The following is a 23,041-nucleotide window of genomic DNA, read 5'->3' on the forward strand; positions in this document are numbered from 1 at the left end:
ACAGTTTCAAAAAGCCTTATCAAACTCACTATGGCAGGAGGGACGGGGCGTCATCGCTCCGTATGGATGGACGTGAAGCGATACTTCCGTGGGCCGGTCATGTGGATCGTGCTGGCCGTCCTTGCCGTGGTCGTGTTGATGCAGGTCGTCGGTTCGTCCGGCGGCTACAAGACGGTGGACACCGGCCAGGTCATTCAGGCCATCAACGACAACAAGGTGCAGTCGGCCAAGCTGACCACCGGTGACGACAACACCATCAAGGCCGAGCTGAAGGACGGCCAGAAGGTCGACGGCTCGAGCAAGATCCAGGCCAGCTACATCGGCGACCAGGGCGTCGAGGTGGCCAAGGATCTGCAGGCCAAGTTCGAGGACAAGCAGATCCCCGACGGGTACACCGTTGCCCCGTCGAAGCAGAACCCCTTCGTGGGCATCCTGCTGACGCTGCTGCCCTTCGTTCTCATCGTGGTCGTCTTCCTGTTCCTGATGAATCAGATGCAGGGCGGCGGCTCCCGAGTCATGCAGTTCGGGAAGTCCAAGGCCAAGCTCATCACCAAGGACACTCCGAAGACGACGTTCGCCGACGTGGCGGGGTCGGACGAGGCCGTCGAGGAACTCCACGAGATCAAGGAGTTCCTGCAGGAGCCGGCCAAGTTCCAGGCCGTCGGCGCCAAGATCCCCAAGGGTGTGCTGCTCTACGGCCCGCCCGGTACCGGTAAGACGCTGCTCGCGCGGGCCGTCGCCGGTGAGGCCGGGGTGCCGTTCTACTCGATCTCCGGTTCCGACTTCGTCGAGATGTTCGTCGGTGTCGGCGCCTCCCGTGTCCGCGACCTCTTCGAGCAGGCCAAGGCGAACGCTCCGGCGATCGTCTTCGTCGACGAGATCGACGCGGTCGGCCGCCATCGCGGCGCCGGCCTCGGCGGCGGACACGACGAGCGCGAGCAGACGCTGAACCAGCTGCTCGTCGAGATGGACGGCTTCGACGTGAAGGGCGGCGTGATCCTGATCGCCGCCACGAACCGGCCCGACATCCTCGACCCGGCGCTGCTGCGTCCCGGCCGTTTCGACCGGCAGATCGCGGTCGACCGCCCGGACATGCAGGGCCGTCTGGAGATCCTCAAGGTTCACCAGAAGGGCAAGCCGGTCGCGCCCGACGTCGACCTGTCGGCCGTCGCCCGCCGTACCCCGGGCTTCACCGGTGCCGACCTGGCGAACGTCCTGAACGAGGCCGCGCTGCTGACGGCCCGCTCGGACAAGAAGCTGGTCGACAACCTGTCGCTCGACGAGGCGATCGACCGTGTGGTCGCGGGCCCGCAGAAGCGGACCCGGATCATGTCGGACAAGGAGAAGAAGATCACCGCGTACCACGAGGGCGGACACGCCCTGGTCGCGGCGGCTTCACCGAACTCCGACCCGGTCCACAAGATCACGATCCTCTCCCGAGGCCGTGCTCTGGGCTACACGATGGTGCTCCCGGACGAGGACAAGTACTCGACCACGCGCAACGAGATGCTCGACCAGCTCGCCTACATGCTGGGCGGACGCGCGGCCGAGGAGCTCGTCTTCCACGACCCGACGACGGGTGCCGCGAACGACATCGAGAAGGCCACCAGTACGGCCCGCGCGATGGTCACGCAGTACGGCATGACCGAGCGGCTCGGCGCGATCAAGTTCGGCGGCGACAACTCGGAGCCCTTCCTGGGCCGCGAGATGGGGCACCAGCGCGACTACTCGGAAGAGGTCGCCGCGCTCGTCGACGAAGAGGTCAAGAAGCTCATCGAGACGGCGCACAACGAGGCCTGGGAAATCCTCGTCGAGAACCGCGACGTTCTCGACAACCTGGTCCTCGCGCTGCTCGAGAAGGAGACGCTGAACAAGGAGCAGATCGCTGAGATCTTCACTCCGATCGTGAAGCGTCCGGCCCGCCCCGCGTGGACCGGCTCCTCCCGCCGCACCCCGTCGACCCGCCCGCCGGTGCTCTCCCCCAAGGAGCTGTCACTGACGAACGGGGCGAACGGATCGGCGCCCGCCATCGAAACCACCGCCCCGGTGGACACGGTGAAGGAAGAGCGCCCCGAGAGCTGACTCAGGGCCCGGAATGCAGGTCGCGTCCCCCACGCTTTACGGTGTGGGGGACGCGGCCTTTTGCGCTGCCGCGCCGGTACATACGAGGAAGAGGCACCACATGACCGACCCGGTGACGCTGGACGGCGAGGGCTCGATCGGCGAGTTCGACGAGAAGCGGGCCGAGAACGCCGTGCGAGAGCTGCTCATCGCGGTCGGAGAGGACCCGGACCGGGAGGGACTGCGGGAGACCCCGGCGCGGGTCGCCCGCGCGTACAAGGAGATATTCGCGGGTCTGTGGCAGAAGCCCGAGGATGTCCTGACGACGACGTTCGACCTCGGCCACGACGAGATGGTCCTGGTGAAGGACATCGAAGTCCAGTCCAGCTGTGAGCATCACCTCGTGCCGTTCGTGGGCGTCGCGCACGTCGGCTACATTCCGTCGTCCGACGGCAAGATCACGGGCCTGTCGAAGCTGGCCCGCCTCGTCGACGTCTTCGCCCGCCGCCCGCAGGTGCAGGAGCGCCTGACGACGCAGATCGCGGACTCCCTGATGCAGATCCTGGAGCCGCGCGGCGTCATCGTGGTCGTGGAGTGCGAGCACATGTGCATGACGATGCGGGGCGTGCGCAAGCACGGAGCGAAGACGATCACGTCGGCCGTGCGCGGTCAGTTGCGGGATCCGGCTACGCGCGCCGAGGCCATGAGCTTGATCATCGGGCGCTGATGCCCCTCGGCGCCGGATGCTGAGGTCACGGGGCTCTGCCCCGGACCCCGCTCCTCAATCGCCGGAGAGGCTCGGATTATGCGGCTGACGCCGTGCTTTCCGTGTCGTCGTCGTCCGGGAGCTTGCAGACGCGCTCCAGGAAGAGCGCCGCCGCTATCACCGCGATGCCCGCGACGACCGAGAACCCGGCGTAGATCGCCTGATCACGCCGGGCCGGGATGTCCAGGGACTCCAGCAGGAACGCGCCGGTGCCGCCGTACATCCCTGCCACCAGCGCGGCCACCAGCGCACTGGCCTGCCCGAAGACGAGCGAGCGGGCGGCCATCATCGGGTCGACGCCCTTCGCCTCGGGCCGGCGCTCGCGCTGGGCGCGCAGCCGGGAGCGGATGGACAGCGCCGTCGCGAGCAGCACGGCGGCGATCACCGCCAGCACGATGGGCGCGGCCGGCGGGACCCGCGGCAGTGTGCCGACCGAGTCCCACAGCCGAGCGCCGGCCCAGGACAGCACCCCGGCGACCACGAAGAGGCCGGCCAGAGTCCTGATGCGCAGTTGCTTCATCCCCGTTGCTCGCCCCTCGTGTGTCTTCGGTCTGCCCGCTAGACCTTAACGATTACTCGGGCAGCCGTAGTTCCAGGTCGGCGCGCGGCGCCACACCGTCGCGGGTCACGGCGTCGAGCAGCTGGGCGACGGCGCCGCGGCCGGCCAGCTGGGCCTCCGGCTCCACGTCGTGCCACGGCGCCAGCACGAACGCCCGCTCGTGGGCCCGCGGGTGGGGCAGCGTGAGCGTCGGATCGTCCGAGACGACATCGGCGTAGGCGATGATGTCGACGTCGATGGTGCGCGGGCCCCAGCGCTCGTCCCGGACCCGGTGGAAGGCTTCCTCGACCGCGTGGGCACGCTCCAGGAGCGAGGCGGGCGGAAGCGTCGTCTTCAGGACCACCACCGCGTTGAAGTACGACGGCTGGCTGCCGGGCTCGACGCCCCAGGGCTCCGTCTCGTACACGGGCGAGACGGCTTTGACGCGGACACCGGGGGTGTCCTCCAGGGCGTCGATGGCGCCCTGCAGGGTCTCCAGGCGGTTCCCCAGGTTCGCGCCGAGGGAGAGTACGGCGCGCTGCGGGTTCGAGAGCGTGGTGTCGGCGGCATCGACCTGTTCCACCACAGAGGTCGGCACCGGCTGGACGGTCGGGTCGAACTGAGTCTGATTCATACTCGGCTCCGGGTGATGGTGACGGTCACGTCGTCGAAGGGCACGGTGATCGGGGCGTCCGGCTTGTGGACGCAGACCTCGACCTCCAGGACCCCTTCGTGCTTCAGGCACGTCTGGGCGATGCGCTCGGAGAGCGTCTCGATGAGGTCGACCGGCTCGCCTTCGACGACGGCCACGACCTCCTCCGCCACGATGCCGTAGTGCACGGTCTTCGCCAGGTCGTCGTCGGCCGCCGCCGCTCGGGTGTCCAGTCCGAGCACCAGGTCCACGATGAAGGTCTGGCCTTCCTCGCGCTCCTTGGGGAAGACGCCATGGTGCCCGCGGGCCTTGAGGCCGCGCAGCGCGACACGATCCACGCGAATCACTCCTGCAGTCGTCGGTAGAGGCCGGTCCCGTCGATGTGCGGTCGACGTGATGGCCTCGATCGAATCTACCTGCGAGCACTGACATCGCTCGCCCGCGGGGCTCTGTACAGAAGGGCCCCGGCTGGTAGCCGCCCATACCCAGGCAGTGACGGACCCAACCCCGCGCCGGAATCTCCGGTTCCCTCCAGAGGCGCTTACCCACTCAGGAGAGTGACCCGCCGCCCTCTGTGTTGTCTGTGTTGTCGGTGATGCCAGTGTCGTCGGTGTTGTAGATGTCGTCGGTGGCTGTGGCGGCTGTGCCGTCGGCGCTCTCGTCCTCTTCCGCGAGGACCGGTGAGGCGTGGTGCGACCACAGCTTCCAGCCGTCGCGGGTGCGCCGGAACACATTCGTGGCGACGACGCGCTGTCCGACGAGCGGGCCGAGCTCGTCGCCCTCGGCCGGGGCGGGACCGCCGCTGAGGATGTTCTCCGTGCAGGTCACCAGGGCGGTGTCGGCGACGACGCTGATCCGCACGTCGGTCAGGAAGAACTGGATGTACTCGGTGTTCGCCATGATCAGCGCGTACGAGCGCAGCACTTCACCCCGCCCGGAGAGCACCGGCCAGCCGGGGTGCACGCAGCTGACGGACGTGTCCTCGGCGTCGTCGGGGTCCGCGTCCTCGGCGTACGTGGCGTCCTCGGGCGCCAGCCACAGGGACGTCAGCTCCTCGAAGTCGCCGCGCTCCATGCACTCGTAGAAGGCCCGGTTGGTCTCCTCGACGGCCTGGGTGTCGGTGCTGGTCACAGGGCTCCTTCGACGGCGCGGGCCACCCGGACCGCGTCGGCGGTGGCCCGCACCTCGTGGACGCGCACCGCCCAGGCGCCGGTGTGCGCGGCGATCGCGGAGACGGCGGCTGTGGCGGCGTCGCGCTCGCGCGCGGGCGGCGGGGCGCCCTCCTCGTCGGCCAGTACGTGGCCCAGGAACCGCTTGCGGGAGGCCGCGACGAGGATCGGATGGCCCAGCGCGCGGAGCCGGTCGAGGTGGGCGAGCAGGGCGAGGTCGTGTCCGGGCTCCTTGGAGAAGCCGAGGCCCGGGTCGATGACGAGGTGGTCGGGGGCGATGCCGCCCTCGATGATCGCCTCCACGCGCGCGTGCAGCTCGTTCACCACTTCGGAGACGACGTCCTGATAGGAGCCTCGGACGGTGGCGCCCTGAAGGAAGCCGCGCCAGTGCATCACCACAAAGGGGGCGCCCGCGGCGGCGACGACCGGGACCATCGCGGGGTCGGCCAGACCGCCACTGACGTCGTTGACCAGGGCCGCGCCCGCCGCGAGGGATCGCTCGGCGACGCTGGCCCGCATGGTGTCGACGGAGACCGTGACGCCTTCGGCGGCGAGCCCGCGAACGACGGGGATGACGCGCTTGAGCTCCTCGTCCTCATCGACCCGGGCGGCGCCGGGGCGGGTGGACTCGCCGCCGACGTCCACGAGGTCGGCACCCTGGGAGACCAGGTCCAGGCCGTGCTTGACCGCGGCGTTGGTGTCGAACCAGCGGCCCCCGTCGGAGAAGGAGTCGGGCGTCACATTGACGACTCCCATGACCGCGCAGCGGTCCCAGACAGGGAGGTGGGCTACGTGGCCGCGGTGGACCTGCGACGTGCTCATGGCTTCCAGCCTAGAGCCGGTTCGGGGGTGCCCGTGCCGGTCCGGGCGGCGCCTGCCTTCTATGCGGCGCGTGCCCCTTGTTCCCGACTCCCGTGTTCCTGATTCCTGTGTGCGCACGGCCGCGGTTCCGGGGCCCGGCGGCCCAGGCGGCGCAGGGGTCGAGGCAGGCGCACGGTCACGAACCCCTCCGCCTGCATGGCCGCCCAGCCGATCCTCGGGAGATCCTTGGGGGAGCGGTAGATCACGAAGCGGGGTTCCCACCGGGGGCGGAACTTGGCGTTGAACTTGTAGAGCGACTCGATCTGGAACCAGCGCGAGAGGAACACGAGCAGCCCGCGCCAGACCCGCAGGACCGGGCCCGCGCCGATCTTCTCGCCGCGCGCGAGTGCCGCGCGGAACATCGCGAAGTTGAGCGAGACGCGGGTGATGCCGAGCTTCGGAGCGGTCTGGAGGGCGGCGACGATGAGCAGTTCGTTCATGCCGGGGTCGGCGCCACGGTCGCGGCGCATCAGGTCGAGGGAGACGCCGTCGGCGCCCCAGGGGACGAAGTGGAGGACGGCCTTGAGGTCTCCGTAGGGGCCCGGTCCGGTCTCGTCGCTCTTGTGGGCTGTCGCGATCAGACACGCGCCGTCCGTCGCGTCGCCGATCCGGCCGAGGGCCATGGAGAAGCCGCGCTCGGTGTCGGTGCCGCGCCAGTCCTCGGCGGCGCGGCGGATACGGGCCAGCTCGGCGGGGCCGACGTCACGGATGCGCCGCACGCGTGTCTCGTAGCCATTGCGCTCGATCCTTTTGACCATCTGGCGCACGTTGCGCATTGCCCGCCCGGTCAGGGAGAAATCCACGACGTCCACCACCGCCTCGTCGCCCAGTTCGAGCGCGGTCAGGCCGGTCTCGCGGGTCCAGACCTCGCCACCCGTCTCGGAGCAGCCCATGACGGCCGGTGTCCAGGAGTGGGCGTGCGCCTCGTCCATGAAGTGCTCGATCGCGCCGGGCCAGGCCTCCACGTCACCCAGGGGGTCGCCGCCGGCGAGCATCACGCCGGAGACGACGCGGTAGCAGACGGCCGCCTTGCCGCTGGGCGAGAACACCACGCCCTTGTCGCGGCGCAGCGCGAAGTGCCCCAGGGAGTCGCGGGCGCCGTGCTTCTCCAGAAGGGCGCGCAGTTTCGTTTCGTCGTCCTCGGTGAGCCGCGCGGCAGGCTGCTCGGGCCGGAACGCGAGATAGCAGGTGGTGAGGGCCGTGACCATGCCGAGGGCGCCGAGCGAGAAGGCGACCGTGTTCGAGGTGCGGCCCGCGTAGTCGAGAGGCCCGTCGACCCCGAACAGGCCGTACAGAACGTGCTCGAGGCGCTCGGCCAGGCTCGGGCTGCCGACGAGCCGGCGTGGGTGGACGCTGACGATGGCGAGGCCCAGCAGGATCGAACCGGCGCCCATGAGCACGAAGTTGGCGAGCGCGCGCCAGCGGCTGCGCGGGTCGGGCAGGGCGTCGAACTGGCCGCGGTGCTTGGTGAGCAGCCACAGGAGCAGCAGCGGGATGACGACGCCCACGAACGAGTGCCGGTACGCGAACTGCGCGCAGGCGCCGAACGGCAGCAGCACCACGGCCGCCCGCCAGGCCCGCCGTTTGCGCCGCCGCAGGCCGTGCGCGAGCAGGAGCAGCAGGACACCGCTGCTGAGCGCGAGGGCCGCGGCGAACGGCCCGAGCGTGCCCGGCAGCACCTCGGCGAGGGTGTGCATCCGGCTGTGCCGGAAGTGGGGGAAGACGCCGGCGGCGACATCCAGGAACCCGACCAGGATGCAGGCTCTGGCGATCAGGGTCGGCACCGCCTCCGGGCGGGGGCCGCGCATCATGCGCCTCACCCGGCTCGGAACCCCTCGCGCGCTTTCCGCATCTATCCTGACGAACATCGCATTCCCGTGGTTCTGCGAGAAACGTGAACGCGGTGCCAAATCCGGCATCCCGCGACTTGCGCCCTCTAGGACGACACGAGGCGGAATCGGGTTCACTCCCCGCCGGAAAATCACCGCAAAGGGTGCGGCAAGGTGGGGCAGCCGCCCGTGCCGTCCGCGCGGACGGTCGTCAACTCCCGGGCAGGAGACACCCCATGGGCCTTGCGAGCCACGCACTACTGGCACTCGCGGTGCTGCTCGCCGTGGCCCTGTTCCTCGCCACTGTGCTGCTCTGGCCGCGTCTGGCGAATCGTTCCTGGCGGGCCGTCACCGGGCGCATAGGACTGCTGCTCGGTACCCAGCTGACGATCTTCGCGGCGGTCGCGCTCGCCGCCAACCAGGAGTTCGGCTTCTACGCGAGCTGGGCCGATCTCTTCGGACAGGAGCAGGGCCAAGGGGTGGTCACCGACCACAAGGCGGCGAGCGGCCATGGGCCGCTACGGGTCGTCTCCACCCAGGATGTGGCCGTGTCCGGCGGCGCGCGGCCGACCGTCGGCGGACAGATACAGAAGGTCGACCTCGTCGGGCGTACGACGCATATCGCCACCCCCGCGTACGTCTACCTGCCGCCGGAGTACTTCCGGCCGCGGTACGCCCACCGCACGTTCCCGGCGTCCGTCGTCCTGACCGGCTATCCCGGGACCGCCCAGGCTCTCATCAAGGGCCTGCACTATCCGCAGACCGCCCACGAGCTGGCGAAGGCGGGCAGGATGCCGCCGATGATCCTGGTGATGCTGCGGCCGACTGTGGCACCGCCACGGGACACCGAGTGCGTGGACGTGCCCGGCGGCCCGAGGACGGAGACGTTCTTCGCCAAGGACCTGCCCGATGCGGTGGCGGGCCACTACAGGGTCGGCAAGAAACCCGGCGGTTGGGGCATCGTCGGCGACTCCACGGGCGGTTACTGCGCCCTGAAGTCGGCCCTGCACCACCCCGGTGTGTACGGAGCGGGAGCCGGCCTGTCCGCGTACTACAAGGCGCCCGAGGACCCCACTACGGGCGACCTCTTCCACGGGAAGACGGCACTGCGGCACCGGGCGGACCTGATGTGGTTCCTGGACCACATGCCGTCGGCCCCGACGTCCCTCCTGGTGACCAGCAGCAAGCAGGGCGAGAGCAACTACAAGAACACGCAGCGGTTCATCAGGAAGGTGAAGTCGCCCACGCGCGTGTCCTCGATCGTCCTCGACAGCGGTGGGCACAACTTCAACACCTGGCGCCGGGAGATCCCGGCGACCCTGGAGTGGCTGGGGCAGCGGCTCGGCGACAAGTAGGCGCGCACCTTCTACTTGCCGAGCGGCTCCACCGTCTCCAGGTCGACCTCGGCGCGCGGGATGGCCCGGGCGTCCGCGGCCGTGGAGCGGCGCAGTGCCTCGTGCAGCCTGGCCGGGGTGAGGACTCCGAGGAAGCGGCCCTCCGAGTGCTCGTCGATGACCGCGATCCAGCCCGCGTCGTGCTGGAGCATCGTCGCGAACGCCTGCTTGAGGGAGGCGCCGACCGGCAGCCAGGCCTCCATACGGCGGGCGTGGGCGCGTACGGTGTCGCCTTTCGCGCCGCCCTGATCCGCGGCCGCGCGCGCGTGCTCGGCGGAGATCCAGCCGTGCAGGTTGTTGTCGTGGTCCAGGACGACGGCCCAGCGGGCGTCGAGGTCCCTGGGCAGCGGGTCGTCCAGGTGCACGACCGGCGGCTGCTCCAGGTCGCCCTCCTCGATGGGCGTCACGGAAAGTCGCTTCAGGCCGCGGTCGGCGCCGACGAAATCGGCCACGTATCCGGTGGCGGGGGCGCCCAGAACGGCCGAGGGGGTGTCGAACTGCTCGATGCGGCCCTGCCCGTACACGGCGATGCGGTCCCCGAGGCGGACGGCTTCCTCGATGTCGTGCGTGACGAACAGAACCGTCTTGCCGAGTGTCTGCTGAAGGCGCAGGAACTCCGTCTGGAGGTGGTCGCGCACCACCGGGTCGACGGCGCCGAACGGCTCGTCCATCAGCAGTACGGGCGGATCGGCCGCCAACGCACGGGCCACCCCGACCCGTTGCCGCTGGCCGCCGGAGAGCTGGTCGGGGTAGCGGTCGCCGAACGTCTTCGGGTCGAGGCCCACCAGGTCGAGCAGCTCGGCCGCCCGCTCGCGGGCCGCGGCGCGCTTGACGCCGAGCAGGTGCGGCACGGTCGCCGTGTTGTCCAGCACCGTCTTGTGCGGGAAGAGGCCCACCTGCTGAATGACGTATCCGATCCGCCGCCGCAGCTGGACGGGGTCGATGGCGGATATGTCGTCGCCGTCGAGGAATATCCGGCCCGCGGTGGGCTCGATGAGCCGGTTCACCATTTTCATCGTCGTGGTCTTGCCGCAGCCCGACGGGCCCACGAGCGTGACGAGTTCCCCTTCGTTCACCTCGAAGGACAGGTCGTCGACGGCAGTGGTGCCGTCCTCGTACCGCTTGCTGACGTGCTCGAACCGGATCATGAGACCCCATTCTGCCGAACGGCGGCCGCGTTGGGGATGCCCGGGCGCGGCAGTCATGTGAAGGGAATGTTGCGGGGAGGGGGCGGGTCTCGGCCATTGTCAGTGACGGCCGCTAGGGTCGTCGACAGTCGGGAATCGTGCGTGCGTGGGTACGGACGACTGACATACGTTCGGGGATGCGGGGGAGGTGGGCGGGGTGAGCGAGCAGAACTGCCTGGTGGCCAATGACTGGGTGTGCGGGGAGTATCTGCGCACCCGCAGCCAGGAACTGGTCGACGCGACCGTCCAGCATGTCGGAATCACGGTGGCTTCGGTGGTGATCGGGGTCCTGATCGCGTTCCCGCTCGCGCTGCTCGCCCGGCACAAGCGGGCTTTCGCGGGGCCGGTGCTCGGTCTGACGACCGTTCTCTACTCGATTCCCTCGCTGGCGATGTTCTCGCTGCTGCTGCCCCTTTTCGGGCTCTCGATCGCGCTGGTGGTCACGGGGCTCGTCCTGTATTCGCTGACGATTCTCGTGCGCAACATATTGGCCGGACTGCAGTCCGTGCCCGAGGAGGCCAGAGAAGCCGCGCGCGGTATGGGATACGGGCCGCTGCGGCTGCTGTGGGAGGTCGAACTGCCGCTGGCGCTCCCGGCGCTGCTGGCCGGTGTGCGCATTGCCACGGTCTCCACGGTGGCGCTGACGACGGTCGGTGCGATCGTCGACTACGGCGGCCTCGGCACGCTGATCCTCGACGGCCTCGACAGCGACTTCAAGGCCCAGGTGCTCACCGCCTCGGTGCTGTGCGTGGTGCTCGCGATCCTCGCGGACCTGCTGCTGCTCGGCATGCAGCGGTGGTTGACCCCGTGGACGCGGGTGGCGGCCGGGCGTCCCTCGCGCGGGCCGCGCATACGTAGGAGCGCGGCCGCTGTGGAGCCGGAGAAGGTGGCATGAACGCGATATCGGGGGCTTACGACTGGCTGAGCACGGGGGCCAACTGGCAGGGCGAGAAGGGGGTGTGGCACCGCCTGTCCGAGCACCTGTACTTCAGCGGTGTCGCGCTCGGCGTGGCCTGTCTGATCGCGCTGCCGCTCGCCCTGTGGCTCGGGCACATCGGCAAGGGCGGCGCTCTCGCGATCAACGTGTCGAACGTGGGGCGCGCGGTGCCGACGCTGGCCGTCCTCGTGCTGCTGACCCTCACTCCGCTGGGCCGGCACGGTGATGTGCCGACGCTGATCGCGCTGGTGCTGTTCGCGGTGCCGCCGCTGATGACGAACTCGTACGTGGGTATGCGCGAGGTCGACCGCTCGGTGGTGGAGGCGGCGCGCGGCATGGGGATGAGCGGCCGGCAGGTGTTCGCCCGGGTCGAACTGCCGCTGGCGTACCCGCTGGTGATGACCGGCCTCCGGTCGGCGGCGGTGCAGGTGATCGCGACGGCGACGCTGGCCGCGATGGCGGGCGAGGGCGGGCTCGGGCGGATCATCACGGCCGGGTTCAACCTGCAGGACACGCCTCAGGTCGTCGCCGGGGCCGTGCTCGTGGCCGCGCTCGCGCTCCTGGTGGAAGGCGTGTTCGTGGCGGCGGGCCGGGTTCTCGACCCCATGCGAGGGCGGGCGTGACGCGGGTGCGGCTCGTGTTCTTGGGTTTCGGCAGTGCGACCGACCAGTGCAACTAGGAGAGCGATGAACAGCAGGACGCGTCGAACGGCCCTGGCGGTCGTGGCGGTGGGAGCGCTGACCGTGGGGCTTGCCGCGTGCGGTGGCGACAGCCTTGAGGGCAAGGACGATTCGGGTGGTTCGGGCGGTGGCGGCAAGAAGGGCAAGGTCGTCGTCGGTGCCGCGAGTTTCACCGAGGCCAAGGTGCTCGGTGAGCTGTACCGGCAGATATTGGACGACGCCGGGTACGACGCGTCGGTCAAGACGGTCGAGAACCGTGAGATCTATGAACCGCAGCTCGCCAAGGGCGCCATCGACGTGGTGCCCGAATACGCGGCGACGCTCGCCGAATTCCTCAACCTGAAGAAGAACGGCGCCGATGCGAAGACCGTCGCCTCCAGCGATGTCGACGCCACGGTCACCGCGCTGCGGGGGCTCGCCGAGCCGGAAGGCCTGAAGGTTCTGGACCCCGGTGAGGCCGTCGACCAGAACGCGTTCGCGGTGAGCGAGAGCTTCGCGAAGAAGCACAGCCTCAAGACGCTTTCCGATCTGGGCACGTCGAAGCAGAAGGTCAAGATCGCGGCGGGCGACGAATGCGAGGAACGGCCGTTCTGCGCGCCGGGCCTGAAGAAGACGTACGGAATCGACGTCACGGGTATCGACCCCAAGGGCGTCGGCACCACGCAGTCCAAGCAGGCCGTGAAGAACGGCACGGATCAGCTGGTCCTGACGACCACGACCGACGCGACGCTGAAGAACTTCGGCCTCGTTCTCCTTGAGGATGACAAGAAGCTGCAGAACGCGGACAACATCATTCCGGTTGTGAACGCGAAGGACGCCGGCGACAAGGGCATATCCGACGCTCTCGGGAAGCTGACGAAGACGCTCACGACGGACGATCTCGTCGAGTTGAACCGCAAGGTCGACGCCGAGCGGCAGAAGGAAACGGATGTCGCGAAGGCCTATCTGGAGTCCAAGGGCCTCATCGGTAAGTGATCTTGGAGAGTCGTCTTCGGGAGTCTTCTTGAGGGGCGGGAGAGCAAGTGGACGTCTTCTGGCGTGAGTTCGGTGGTTTCTGTGACGCCTGTGCCCGGATTTTGCCGGGCGGGGCTTCGCGATTCGCCTACGCGCGGTAAGTTTCTGGCCATGCCACGTGGACGTCACCGCCATTCCCCACCCCTGCACCGGCTGTTGCCCCCCTCGGTGATCGCCGGTGTACCCCTCGTCTGCGCGGGCGGCGTCTGGCTGTCGGACGATCCGCTCGTGCTACGGGGCGTCACCGCCGCCGCCGCGGCCGCCGCCGTGATCGGCGCCGTCGTGATGCGCCGCTGGGACCGGCTCGCGGGCAAGCAGGTCGCCGACCTGACGCGGGGCGCCGCGAGCGAGCGCTGGCGGCACGAAGAGTCCGTGGCGGAGCTGGAGGGCGACCTCGAGGAGTCGCGGGAGCTGCGCTCCAAGCTGGAGGGCAAGCTGCGCGGAAAGCGCTCCGAGCTGGCGGCCCTGCGCAACGAACACGCGGCGCTGCTGCGGCGGTACGCGAACGCGGAGACGGAGCGGGCCAGCGCGCTGGAGGGCCGGCGCCGGCTCGCGATAGAGGCCGCCGCCCCGGCCAGGGCATTGCCGGCGGCGCCGAGCACAAGCCCGAGCACAAGTCCGAGCGCGAGTACAAGCCCGAGCACGAGCCCCGCGCCGAACCCGTCCGGCTCCGGGGGCGGGGCCACCCCGGCCCTGTACCTGCGGGCGAACGCGGCGCTCGACAGACTCGCGCGCTCCGAGCGGCCCGGTGCCGCGGAGGAGGCCGATTCGCGGGGGAAGTCCCGCGCGGCGTCCGGCCACTTCACCGTGCCGGTCGCCGCGGCGGTGGTGCCCGCGGCACCCGCGCGGAAGGTCCCCGAGGGCGGCTTCGACTTCTTCGGAACGAGCGGCTCCGCCGTGCAGCAGGACGAGGACCTGGCCGACGTCATCGGGGAAGAGGCGCTCGCCGAGCAGGAGGTCATCGACCTGACCGCTCATGACGAGACCGAGCAGATCGACGTGGGCGGATTGAGGTCCGCGCTGGGGGCCTGACGCCCGCCGCGTGGAACCGCGGGGCTCACGGGACCTGTGGAGCCTTGCTCATCCAGCGGTCCGGGCGCGCGTCCAGCCGCCCGGTCCGTGATCGGTCCGCCTGCGCCCGCAGTAGCTCCGACGCCTCGTGTGCGTCCCTCAGGCGAGCCGTCACCGTCTTGTTGGCCCCCGTGTCGAGATGCAGGTCGGCGACCCGCCAGAACCGCTCCCAGGGGCCCTGGGCGAGGCGCACGCTCTGGACCTTGGCGTGCGGGACCAGGGAGAGCTGCCGTTGCAGGAGGCCCTGGCGCGCGGCGAACGCCGTCTCCGTGACGGCGACTCCGTACGCCCGCCACCAGAACGGCACGCACCAGCGGCCGCGCCGGGGCGACGGCGTGAAGTCGCCCGGCTTGGGCACCGCGACGCCCGGCAGGATCCGCGCGATGACGTCCTCGGCCTGCTCGCGCGGGGCGACGGGGACCAGGACCGAGTTCGCGGAACCGGCGACGTGCAGTTCGACACGGACCCAGCCGCGCCGCCGCCACAGCAGCGGCTCCACGACGCGCACCGTCTGCACGCGGCCCGGCGGCACCGTCTCGTGCACCCGGTCGAGCAGCCCGTGGTCGATGCGGAGCCCGTCCTGGGACTCGCCGACCGTCCAGTCGTACTCCTTGATGAACCGGCCCGCGCTGTTGGTGAACGCCCCGCCGATCAGCGGCACCCCGACCGCGATCACTGTCCACAGGTTGTGGGTGGCGAACCACAAGAAGGTCGGTACGGCGACCGCGGCCAGCAGCATCGCCCAGGGCGTGCCCGTCAACAGCAGCGCCACCGCGAGCGTGCGCGGCGGCGTGTGCAGGATCTGCCGCGCCGGGGCCTCGCCCACCTCGTGCGCCGACTCGGGCGCGAACCCGGCCGCGCGGGCCAGGAGTTCGGCACGTAGATCGCGTGCTTCCTTCTCTCCCAGGTAGGAGAGCTCGTCCTTCTTGTCGGCGCCTACTACGTCGAGTTTCAGCTTGGCCACGCCTACGAAGCGGGCCAGCAGCGGCTGGGTGACATCTACGGCCTGTAGGCGGTCGAGCCGGATGTGGGCGGTGCGGCGGAACAACAGGCCTGTACGGATGCGCAGTTCGGTGTCCGTTACCGCGAAGTGCGTGAACCACCAGGTGAGAAAGCCGTACAGGGCGGCCGCCGGGACCAGGACGGCGAGACCGATGGCCAGTGTGGTGGCGGTGAGGTGGGCCAGCTGGCGCTGCGCCTGGTCCATGTCGTGGACGGCCCAGCCGAGCAGGACCGCTATCGGCGCCCACGCCCGGCGCAGCGGCGTGACGGGGTGCAGGCGCCGCTCTCGTACGGTGTCGGAGGGCGCCTCGGCCGGGACGCCCCCGGGGGCGTGGGAGGCCGTCACAGGCCCGCCGATCGGGCTTCGCCGAGCTCGGTGAGCCGGTCCCGCAGCCGCTCGGCCTCGGCCGGGACCAGGCCGGGCAGCGTCGCGTCGGTGGCGGCCGCCGCGGTGTGCAGTTGCAGGCTGGCCAGCCCGAACTTCCGCTCCAGCGGGCCCGAGGTCACCTCGACCAGCTGCATCCGCCCGTACGGCACGATCGTTTCTTCACGCCACAGGACACCGCGGCTGATGAGCAGGTCGTCGGCCCGTTCCGCGTACCGCCACGAGCGCCAGTTGCGGCCCAGCATCGGCCAGCCCCAGGCGAGCACGGCCAGCGGCAGCAGGGCGAAGGCCGCCCAGGCCGGCCCCGCGAAGAGCGCGAGCAGCACACCGGTCGCCGCCGCCAGCGGAACCAGCCACAGCGTGAGCAGCAGACGGCGCAGTTTCAGCAGGCCGGGCGGCAGGCCCGTCCAGACCGGCCCGGCCGGCCCGGACCCGGACCGCGCCGCGACGCCGTCGGTCCGTGCTTCGGCGCCGTCCGTGGGCCCCGTGGTGCCCGTAGTCCCCGTTTCCATACGACCACCCTACGTAGGAGAGACTGTTCGCATGACGCCCACGACTCAGGCCACGGTCGGCATCGGTGGTGCCGCGGAGAGCACCGACATGGTGCTCAACATCGGTCCGCAGCACCCTTCCACCCACGGTGTGCTGCGTCTGCGTCTCGTGCTCGACGGCGAGCGGATCCAGCACGCGGAGCCGGTCATCGGCTACATGCATCGCGGTGCGGAGAAGCTCTTTGAAGCGCGCGACTACCGGCAGATCGTGATGCTCGCCAACCGCCACGACTGGCTGTCCGCCTTCTCGAACGAGCTGGGGGTCGTGCTCGCCGTCGAGCGGATGCTCGGCATGGAGGTCCCCGAGCGCGCCGTCTGGCTGCGGACCCTGCTCGCCGAGCTGAACCGGGTGCTGAACCATTTGATGTTCCTGGGTTCGTACCCGCTCGAACTGGGCGGAATCACTCCGGTGTTCCACGCCTTCCGTGAGCGCGAGGAACTGCAGAACGTCATGGAGGAGGTCTCCGGCGGGCGCATGCACTACATGTTCAACCGGGTCGGTGGCCTCAAGGAGGACCTGCCGCTCGGCTGGACGGGACGGGCGCGCGATGCCGTCGCGGACGTGCGCTCCCGCATGGACGTCTACGACCGGCTCGTCCTCGGTAATGAGATCTTCCGGGGCCGCACCCGAGGCGTCGGTGTCCTGTCCGCCGAGGCCGCGCACGCCTACGGGGTCAGCGGTCCGATCGCCCGCGCCTCCGGTGTCGACTTCGACCTGCGGCGCGACGAGCCGTACCTCGCCTACGGGGAGCTGCAGGACACCCTGAAGGTCGTCACACGGCAGGAAGGCGACTGCCTGGCGCGCTTCGAGTGCCTTCTGGAGCAGTCCCACATCGCCCTCGACCTCGCCGACGCCTGCCTCGACCGGCTCGCCGAGCTGCCGCCGGGACCGGTCAACCAGCGCCTGCCGAAGGTCCTCAAGGCGCCCGAGGGCCACACGTACGCGTGGACGGAGAACCCGCTCGGCATCAACGGCTACTACCTCGTCAGCAAGGGCGAGAAGACGCCGTACCGGCTCAAGCTGCGCTCCGCCTCGTACAACAACATCCAGGCACTGGCCGAGCTGCTCCCGGGAACGCTGGTGGCCGACATGGTGGCAATTCTCGGCTCACTGTTCTTCGTGGTCGGCGACATCGACAAGTAGGTCCGCCAGACCCGCCGGGCTGCCCACGGGTTCCATCAGCCAGCCGAAGTCCCCGAGCCCTCCCCGCGCCGTCAGCTCCGCGGCCTCTCCCGCCCGCGTGAGCGCCCGGACGTAGGCTGCCGGGTCCTGGGACGCCAGCGCCAGCGGTGGGCGCCCCGCGGTGACGCCCAGGGCCCGCAGGGCGGCGCGCTGCGAAACGATGCGGGCCTCCGAAGTCGCGGCGCACGCGTCCAGGGCCACATGCGCCGTGATGTCGCAGGAGCCGTCCGGCACCGGGGCGATCTCGCGGCCCTCCCGGAAACCCGTCAGGGTCCCGAACGGCGGGCGTGCCTCGCGCGCGTGGGAGTAGTCCACGGCGACGGCGAGACCGCGTTCCAGGGTGCGTACGGCCGCTGCCCATGCCGCGTCGCGGTCCACACCGACCTCGGCTCGCAGCCCCGGCTCGGCCGGCAGCGGCCACCAGGCGTCGAGCCACCGCCGCAGCTTCGCGTCGAGGGGCGCCGCGTCGAGGCTCTCCTGGCCGTCCTCCCGTACGAGCACCAGCCGTGCCGTGCCGTTCGCGTCCGCCTCGACGACCTCCACGGGCACGTTGTCGAGCCACTCGTTCGCGAAGAGGAGGCCGCGGATCCGGGCGGGCGGTTCGGAGAGCCACTCGATCCGTTGATCGAGATCGGCGGGGCGGCCGGCCTTCTCCACCGCGTAGGCACGCACGCGTGCGGCCACTTTTTCCGGCAGCACTTGCAGGACGCGGGAAATCAGCTCGCCGCGCCCCGCCGCCATGTCGACGAACGCCAGCTCGGGCGGCTCCCCGAGCGCCGCGTCGACCCGGCACAGCAACTCGGCCACGGCTCCCGCGAACAGCGCGGACGCGTGCACCGACGTACGGAAGTGCCCGGCCGGTCCTTCGGGCCTGCGATAGAAGCCGTTAGGGCCGTAAAGCGCCTCTTCTGTGGCCGCGCGCCACCCGCTTTTCGCGCCCTCCCGTACGTTCTGCGAGCCCTCTCGTACGTTCTTCACGTCCGAAGGCTATGCGCAGGTGGCACACGCGCCTCCACCTTGCGGAGTACGCGCGCCCGGCGCGGATCGGTCCTCCGGTTGACCCCCGCACGCTGTGGCCTTACCTACGCTGGGTTACGTGCAGCGCCTCTATGACTTCCTCCGCAGGCACCCGACGTGGGTCGACGGCTTCTGGGCCGTGATCCTGTTCGGGATCACTGTCGCGAGCGCGGTCGCCATGGACGGGGCGGCGACCTCGCACGGGAACGTGGGGGCGGCGGTCGCGTTCGCCGCCGTGCTGAGCGTGGTCATCGCGCTGCGCCGCCGGATGCCCGAGAAGATGCTCGTGCTCGCGATGGTCGCGGGCCTGGGGCAGGTGGTCCTCGACGCGCGGGTCAACCCGTCGGACTTCGCCCTGTTGGTGATCGTCTACACGTGCGCCGCGACCGGCGCCCGCTGGGCGTCCCGGCTCGCCCTTGCCGCAGGTCTGTGCGCGGCGCCGCTGTCGGAGCTGCGCTGGCCGTCCGCCGAGGGCGGCGGCTTCGCGCACTTCGCCGTCACCATCTTCCAGATGGTGCCCTTCGCCCTCGCCTGGGTCCTGGGCGACTCGCTGCGCACCCGCCGCGCCTACCTGGCACAGCTGGAGGAGCGCGCGAACCGCCTGGAGAAGGAGCGCGAGGCCCAGTCGAAGGTCGCGGTGGCGGCCGAACGGGCCCGGATCGCCCGCGAGCTGCACGACGTCGTCGCCCACAACGTGTCGGTGATGGTGGTGCAGGCGGACGGCGCCGCCTACGTCCTCGACCAGGCACCCGACCAGGCCAGGAAGGCCCTGGAGACCATCTCCGGCACCGGCCGGCAGGCGCTCGCCGAGATGCGCCGGCTGCTCGGCGTGCTGCGCACCGGCGAGCACGAGGAGGGCGGCGAGTACGTGCCGCAGCCCGATGTCGAACAGATCGAGGACCTCGTCGAGCAGGTGCGCACCTCGGGCCTGCCGGTCGACTTCAAGGTGGAGGGCACCCCGCGCCCGCTGCCCAGCGGTGTCGAGCTGACCGCGTACCGCATCGTGCAGGAAGCCCTCACCAACACCCGCAAGCACGGCGGCCCGAACGCGGGCGCGAGCGTCCGCCTCGTCTACTTCGACGACGGCCTCGGCCTGCTCGTCGAGGACGACGGCAAGGGCGCCCCGCACGAGCTCTACGAGGACGGCGGTGCGGACGGCCGCGGCCACGGCCTGATCGGCATGCGCGAGCGCATCGGTATGGTCGGCGGAACGCTGGACGCGGGCCCGCGCCCCGGCGGTGGCTTCCGTATCAGCGCCCTGCTGCCTCTCAAGCCCGCCCATTGACACGTACCAGCAACGCAATTCGCACAAGTCGCCACGAGATGTGAGGCCCCGCCCGATGTCGATCAAGGTCATGCTCGTCGACGACCAGATGCTGCTGCGCACCGGCTTCCGGATGGTGCTCGCCGCCCAGCCGGACATGGAGGTCGTCGCCGAAGCGGGCGACGGCGTCGAGGCGATCGAGGTGCTGCGCGCGACCTCGGTGGACGTCGTCCTCATGGATGTACGCATGCCGAAGCTGGACGGGGTCGAGGCGACGCGACGGATCTGCGCGGACCCGAACCCGCCGAAGGTGCTGATCCTGACGACGTTCGACCTCGACGAGTACGCGTTCTCCGGGCTGAAGGCCGGCGCGTCCGGTTTCATGCTCAAGGACGTGCCGCCCGGCGAACTGCTCACCGCGATCCGCTCCGTGCACAGCGGCGACGCGGTCGTCGCGCCGTCGACGACACGGCGCCTGCTCGACCGGTTCGCACCGATGCTGCCCAGCAGCTCCAAGGAGCCGCAGCACAAGCATCTGGAGCGGCTCACCGAGCGCGAGCGCGAGGTCATGATCCTGGTCGCGCAAGGCCTGTCGAACGGCGAGATCGCCGCCCACCTGGTGCTCTCCGAGGCCACGGTGAAGACGCACGTCGGACGCATCCTCACCAAGCTGGGCCTGCGCGACCGCGTGCAGGTCGTCGTCCTCGCCTACGAGACCGGGCTCGTCCGCGCCGGCGGACACGGCTGACCCCCGAGCGCACGTACAAAGACAGCTCTCAGCGCAGCACGCCCTCGATGAAGTCGCCGCCGAGGCGCGAGACCACGCTCAGATCCAACTGGTGCTGTACGTACCGTCCTTGGCGCCGCGTCGTGATCAGACCCGCCTTCTTCAGCACCGACAGGTGCCGGGATATCTCCGGCGGCGACATCCCGTGCGCGTCGGCCAGCTCGCCCGTCGTGTACGAGCCGCGCGCGAGGTGGCGGCAGAGGCGCATCCGCACCGGGTGGGCCAGCGCGGACATGCGCAGCGTCAGCTGTTCGACGGACGGCGGCGCGGTGAGCCCCGGCGAGGAGACCGGATACGTGATCACCGGCTGCCAGCCCGCCCGGTGCAGCACCCACATATGTGGCCAGCCCATGCTGGTCGGTATCAGGACGAGGTCGCCGTCCGCCGTCGCCGTGGCCCCGTCGATGATCTTGTCCACGGTGATGGTGCGGCCCGCCTCGTCGAGCGAGAGGGCGGTGGAGGCCGCCTTGAGGGCGTCCCCGAGGCCCTTGCGGCGCAGCAGGTCCGTCTTGTGCCGCGCGTCGGCCGCCAACTGGTGCTGCACCCGCGCCCAGACGTCCGAGAAGAACGCCTCCTCGCACTCCCGCAGCAGCTCGCGGAACCAGGACCTGATGGCGGGCGGATCATCCAGCAGGCGCTGCGTGAACCGCACTTGGTGCACCCCGCGCGCGGCCGCGAGATCGAGCGCGCGCTCATGGGTGCGCGGGTCGTCGAGGCGGCTCACGGTCCGGCTCGCATAGGTGGACTGGCAGGTGAACTCCAGGGCCGCGTCCACGAACTGCTCGTCGGACAGCTTGTCGAGCAGGTCGAGCTCCTCGGTGAGCGTCGCCCCGGGGCGGGTGCGCCGCCCGGCGATCCCGGCCGACGGCGTGAAGACGTCCGGGAACGCCGTCCGCCACAGGAAGTCCGCCTCGCACAACCGGTCCGCGAGGCACGGGTCGAGACGCGCGGACACACTCGTCGCCCACCCCTGCAGCCCCGGGTGGTGTGCGGGCTCGGCCAGCGCGTGCAGCGCCATGCCGAGCTCGGCCAGGGGCGAGGGCACGACTGCGATGCGCTCGGGCGCCAGGCCCGCGATGTCGATGCTCACGCTCATGACCCCATGGTGCACGCCGCCACTGACAGCCGGGTCGTCGATTGACGGCTCCCGTCAATCGACGTGACCGGGTCCGGGCGGCGGGAGCAACCTCATGGTCATCGGCCCCGAAGCGCAGCAGAGCAGCCTTTACCCGCTCAACCCTCATATTGCTGTTGCTTCTGTGGCATAGCGCGACAATCACGATATTGAGCGAGGTGTTCGCCATGACCGTCAGCCAGCAGTACGCACTCGACGCCTACCGAGCCGCCCAGCGCGGCGAGACCGTGGGACCCGCCCCGAGCCTGCACGACTGGGCCGCCCTCCGCGAGCTGCGCGACCACCGCCGCTTCGAGGCGGTCCTGGCCGGCCGCCCGGCCCGCGGCCGGATCCGCGCGGCCCTGGCCCGCCGCTTCTCCGTCCTGCGTGGTCACACCGCGGGGTGCTGAGCGCAGCCCTCAGGGCAGGCGCCCCACGAAGTCCGCGACGGCCGCGCGGACGTCGTCGGCGCTCCACTCCAGGCCAGGACCCGCGACCGTGACCTCGGTGAACGAGAGCCCCGGCACCCTGTCCGCCGCCGACCAGCGCCCGAACAGCGCCGCCTTCGTCTCCTCCGCCTGCGACACGGCAGCCTCCGTGAGCGCCTCGGCGTCGTAGGGCAGCCACACCCGGAACTCGTGCGTGTGCGGCGTCTGCGGATGGATCCGCGCCCAGGGCACCCCGGCCGCCGCGAAGCCCTCCCGCATCGCTTCCGCGACCACGCGCGCGTGCGCCACGTACGACGGCAGCTTCGGCAGCTCCCGGTCCAGGCCCACCAGCGCCGCGATCACCTGCGGGAACTGCTGGAAGATCTGGCCCCCGTACCGGTGCCGCCAGGCCCTGGCCTCGTCGACGAACGACTGCGGGCCCGCGAGCGCGGCGCCGCTGATCCCGCCGAGCGTCTTGTAGAACGACACGTAGACGCTGTCCGCGAGCGCCGCGATCTCGTCCAGCGGGCGACCGAAGTGCTCCGTGCACTCCCAAAGGCGCGCCCCGTCGAAGTGCACGACGGCGTCACGCGCGCGTGCCGCCTCGCACACCTCCTCCAACTCCTCCCACGTCGGAAGCACGAAACCGGCGTCCCTGAGCGGCAGTTCGAGCATCAGCGTCCCGAACGGCTCGTCGAGCGCGTGCACCTCGTCGGCCGTGGGCTGGCGCGGCTCACCGGTGGGGTGCACCGTGCGCAGGCCCGTCACCACGGAGAGGGCGCCGCGCTCGTGGACCTCGGGATGGCCCAGCGGATGCAGGGCGACCGTGGAGTTTCCGGTGCGCCCGGCCCAGCAACGCAGCGCGACCTGCTGCGCCATCGTGCCGCTGGGGAAGAACGCGGCCGCCTCCTTGCCGAGCAGCGCGGCGACCTTCGTCTCCAGCTCGGCGACCACCCCGTCGCCGTACCAGTCGAGGTCGCCGGCCGGGTCGGTCACCGAGCCCGCGGCCTCCGACAACTGGGCGAGCCGCTCGCCGAGCGTCGTCTCGTCCGGCCGCCGCGCCAGCGCCCGCTCCGCGCCCCGCCAGGCCGCGAGCCGCCGCGCCGCCTGCTTGTCTTCCTCGGTGTACCTGTCACTCATCCACCGATCAT

23 protein-coding genes are annotated in these 23,041 nt (G+C 70.5%); 11 read left to right on the forward strand and 12 right to left on the reverse strand.

Annotated features, from left to right (window positions below; genetic code table 11):
• Nucleotides 1-66: 66 nt before the first annotated feature.
• Nucleotides 67-2,082, forward strand: coding sequence for an ATP-dependent zinc metalloprotease FtsH (ftsH, locus tag ACIREE_RS31375; protein WP_404159593.1), 2,016 nt, complete (start codon nucleotides 67-69; stop codon nucleotides 2,080-2,082).
• 100 nt (nucleotides 2,083-2,182) lie between these two features.
• Complete coding sequence (gene folE, locus ACIREE_RS31380; protein WP_404159595.1) at nucleotides 2,183-2,788, forward strand: GTP cyclohydrolase I FolE; 606 nt, start codon at nucleotides 2,183-2,185, stop codon at nucleotides 2,786-2,788.
• A 76-nt stretch (nucleotides 2,789-2,864) separates the two neighbouring features.
• On the opposite strand, the gene ACIREE_RS31385 is transcribed toward folE, so the two are convergent.
• The 6 genes from ACIREE_RS31385 to ACIREE_RS31410 all read right to left on the reverse strand — a co-directional run bounded on the left by ACIREE_RS31385 (nucleotide 2,865) and on the right by ACIREE_RS31410 (nucleotide 7,858).
• Nucleotides 2,865-3,347 carry a DUF3180 domain-containing protein gene (locus ACIREE_RS31385; protein ID WP_404159598.1) on the reverse strand — a complete coding sequence of 161 codons (483 nt, stop codon included), beginning with the start codon at nucleotides 3,345-3,347 and terminating at the stop codon, nucleotides 2,865-2,867.
• 52 nt (nucleotides 3,348-3,399) lie between these two features.
• Nucleotides 3,400-3,999 (reverse strand): 2-amino-4-hydroxy-6-hydroxymethyldihydropteridine diphosphokinase, encoded by a 600-nt coding sequence (gene folK, locus ACIREE_RS31390; RefSeq protein ID WP_404159601.1) that lies wholly within the window; start codon nucleotides 3,997-3,999, stop codon nucleotides 3,400-3,402.
• Complete coding sequence (folB, locus tag ACIREE_RS31395) at nucleotides 3,996-4,355, reverse strand: dihydroneopterin aldolase (RefSeq protein WP_324770727.1); 360 nt, start codon at nucleotides 4,353-4,355, stop codon at nucleotides 3,996-3,998. Before folB ends, folK begins: the two co-directional genes overlap by 4 nt.
• 211 nt (nucleotides 4,356-4,566) lie before the next feature.
• Complete coding sequence (locus tag ACIREE_RS31400) at nucleotides 4,567-5,148, reverse strand: nuclear transport factor 2 family protein (RefSeq protein WP_404159604.1); 582 nt, start codon at nucleotides 5,146-5,148, stop codon at nucleotides 4,567-4,569.
• Nucleotides 5,145-6,008, reverse strand: a complete 864-nt coding sequence (gene folP, locus ACIREE_RS31405) for a dihydropteroate synthase (RefSeq protein ID WP_404159607.1) — start codon at nucleotides 6,006-6,008, stop codon at nucleotides 5,145-5,147. The genes ACIREE_RS31400 and folP overlap by 4 nt, the downstream gene beginning before the upstream one ends.
• A gap of 59 nt (nucleotides 6,009-6,067) precedes the next feature.
• On the reverse strand, nucleotides 6,068-7,858 hold the full coding sequence (locus tag ACIREE_RS31410) for a phosphatidylglycerol lysyltransferase domain-containing protein (RefSeq protein ID WP_404159610.1): 1,791 nt from the start codon (nucleotides 7,856-7,858) through the stop codon (nucleotides 6,068-6,070).
• A 254-nt stretch (nucleotides 7,859-8,112) separates the two neighbouring features.
• Here ACIREE_RS31410 and ACIREE_RS31415 point away from each other — a divergent pair, with 254 nt between their 5' ends.
• Nucleotides 8,113-9,231, forward strand: coding sequence for an alpha/beta hydrolase (locus ACIREE_RS31415; RefSeq protein WP_404159613.1), 1,119 nt, complete (start codon nucleotides 8,113-8,115; stop codon nucleotides 9,229-9,231).
• 11 nt (nucleotides 9,232-9,242) lie between these two features.
• On the opposite strand, the gene ACIREE_RS31420 is transcribed toward ACIREE_RS31415, so the two are convergent.
• Complete coding sequence (locus ACIREE_RS31420) at nucleotides 9,243-10,418, reverse strand: ABC transporter ATP-binding protein (protein ID WP_404159616.1); 1,176 nt, start codon at nucleotides 10,416-10,418, stop codon at nucleotides 9,243-9,245.
• 196 nt (nucleotides 10,419-10,614) lie between these two features.
• On the opposite strand from ACIREE_RS31420, the gene ACIREE_RS31425 reads away from it, so the two are divergent.
• The 4 genes from ACIREE_RS31425 (at nucleotide 10,615) to ACIREE_RS31440 (ending at nucleotide 14,120) form a co-directional block, all read left to right on the forward strand.
• Nucleotides 10,615-11,352, forward strand: coding sequence for an ABC transporter permease (locus ACIREE_RS31425; protein ID WP_404159618.1), 738 nt, complete (start codon nucleotides 10,615-10,617; stop codon nucleotides 11,350-11,352).
• Nucleotides 11,349-12,017, forward strand: coding sequence for an ABC transporter permease (locus ACIREE_RS31430; protein ID WP_404159621.1), 669 nt, complete (start codon nucleotides 11,349-11,351; stop codon nucleotides 12,015-12,017). The genes ACIREE_RS31425 and ACIREE_RS31430 overlap by 4 nt, the downstream gene beginning before the upstream one ends.
• 63 nt (nucleotides 12,018-12,080) lie before the next feature.
• On the forward strand, nucleotides 12,081-13,049 hold the full coding sequence (locus tag ACIREE_RS31435; protein WP_404159624.1) for an ABC transporter substrate-binding protein: 969 nt from the start codon (nucleotides 12,081-12,083) through the stop codon (nucleotides 13,047-13,049).
• A gap of 150 nt (nucleotides 13,050-13,199) precedes the next feature.
• Nucleotides 13,200-14,120 (forward strand): hypothetical protein, encoded by a 921-nt coding sequence (locus ACIREE_RS31440; protein WP_404159627.1) that lies wholly within the window; start codon nucleotides 13,200-13,202, stop codon nucleotides 14,118-14,120.
• 25 nt (nucleotides 14,121-14,145) lie between these two features.
• Here ACIREE_RS31440 and ACIREE_RS31445 read toward each other — a convergent pair whose 3' ends face one another.
• Both ACIREE_RS31445 and ACIREE_RS31450 read right to left on the reverse strand, forming a co-directional pair.
• Nucleotides 14,146-15,507 (reverse strand): PH domain-containing protein, encoded by a 1,362-nt coding sequence (locus tag ACIREE_RS31445; protein ID WP_404159630.1) that lies wholly within the window; start codon nucleotides 15,505-15,507, stop codon nucleotides 14,146-14,148.
• Nucleotides 15,504-16,058 (reverse strand): PH domain-containing protein, encoded by a 555-nt coding sequence (locus tag ACIREE_RS31450; protein ID WP_404159634.1) that lies wholly within the window; start codon nucleotides 16,056-16,058, stop codon nucleotides 15,504-15,506. Before ACIREE_RS31450 ends, ACIREE_RS31445 begins: the two co-directional genes overlap by 4 nt.
• 31 nt (nucleotides 16,059-16,089) lie before the next feature.
• Between ACIREE_RS31450 and ACIREE_RS31455 the strand changes: the two genes are divergently transcribed.
• Nucleotides 16,090-17,241 (forward strand): NADH-quinone oxidoreductase subunit D, encoded by a 1,152-nt coding sequence (locus ACIREE_RS31455; protein WP_404159637.1) that lies wholly within the window; start codon nucleotides 16,090-16,092, stop codon nucleotides 17,239-17,241.
• On the opposite strand, the gene ACIREE_RS31460 is transcribed toward ACIREE_RS31455, so the two are convergent.
• On the reverse strand, nucleotides 17,206-18,258 hold the full coding sequence (locus ACIREE_RS31460; protein ID WP_404159639.1) for an SAM-dependent methyltransferase: 1,053 nt from the start codon (nucleotides 18,256-18,258) through the stop codon (nucleotides 17,206-17,208). The two genes, ACIREE_RS31455 and ACIREE_RS31460, sit on opposite strands and share 36 nt — an antisense overlap.
• Nucleotides 18,259-18,376: 118 nt before the next feature.
• Here ACIREE_RS31460 and ACIREE_RS31465 point away from each other — a divergent pair, with 118 nt between their 5' ends.
• On the forward strand, nucleotides 18,377-19,582 hold the full coding sequence (locus ACIREE_RS31465; protein WP_404159642.1) for a sensor histidine kinase: 1,206 nt from the start codon (nucleotides 18,377-18,379) through the stop codon (nucleotides 19,580-19,582).
• A 55-nt stretch (nucleotides 19,583-19,637) separates the two neighbouring features.
• A complete protein-coding gene (locus ACIREE_RS31470) occupies nucleotides 19,638-20,309 on the forward strand; it encodes a response regulator (RefSeq protein WP_404159645.1) in 672 nt (223 codons plus the stop codon).
• Between the two features lie 28 nt (nucleotides 20,310-20,337).
• On the opposite strand, the gene ACIREE_RS31475 is transcribed toward ACIREE_RS31470, so the two are convergent.
• Nucleotides 20,338-21,444 carry a DUF5937 family protein gene (locus ACIREE_RS31475; protein ID WP_404159648.1) on the reverse strand — a complete coding sequence of 369 codons (1,107 nt, stop codon included), beginning with the start codon at nucleotides 21,442-21,444 and terminating at the stop codon, nucleotides 20,338-20,340.
• Nucleotides 21,445-21,650: 206 nt separating this feature from the next.
• Here ACIREE_RS31475 and ACIREE_RS31480 point away from each other — a divergent pair, with 206 nt between their 5' ends.
• Nucleotides 21,651-21,872, forward strand: coding sequence for a hypothetical protein (locus ACIREE_RS31480; RefSeq protein ID WP_404159651.1), 222 nt, complete (start codon nucleotides 21,651-21,653; stop codon nucleotides 21,870-21,872).
• 9 nt (nucleotides 21,873-21,881) lie between these two features.
• Here the strand turns inward: ACIREE_RS31480 and ACIREE_RS31485 are convergent, their stop codons facing one another.
• A complete protein-coding gene (locus ACIREE_RS31485) occupies nucleotides 21,882-23,030 on the reverse strand; it encodes a threonine aldolase family protein (protein WP_404159654.1) in 1,149 nt (382 codons plus the stop codon).
• Nucleotides 23,031-23,041: the final 11 nt, after the last annotated feature.

Source organism: Streptomyces sp. NPDC102467 (assembly GCF_044765445.1).
Classification (GTDB): domain Bacteria; phylum Actinomycetota; class Actinomycetes; order Streptomycetales; family Streptomycetaceae; genus Streptomyces.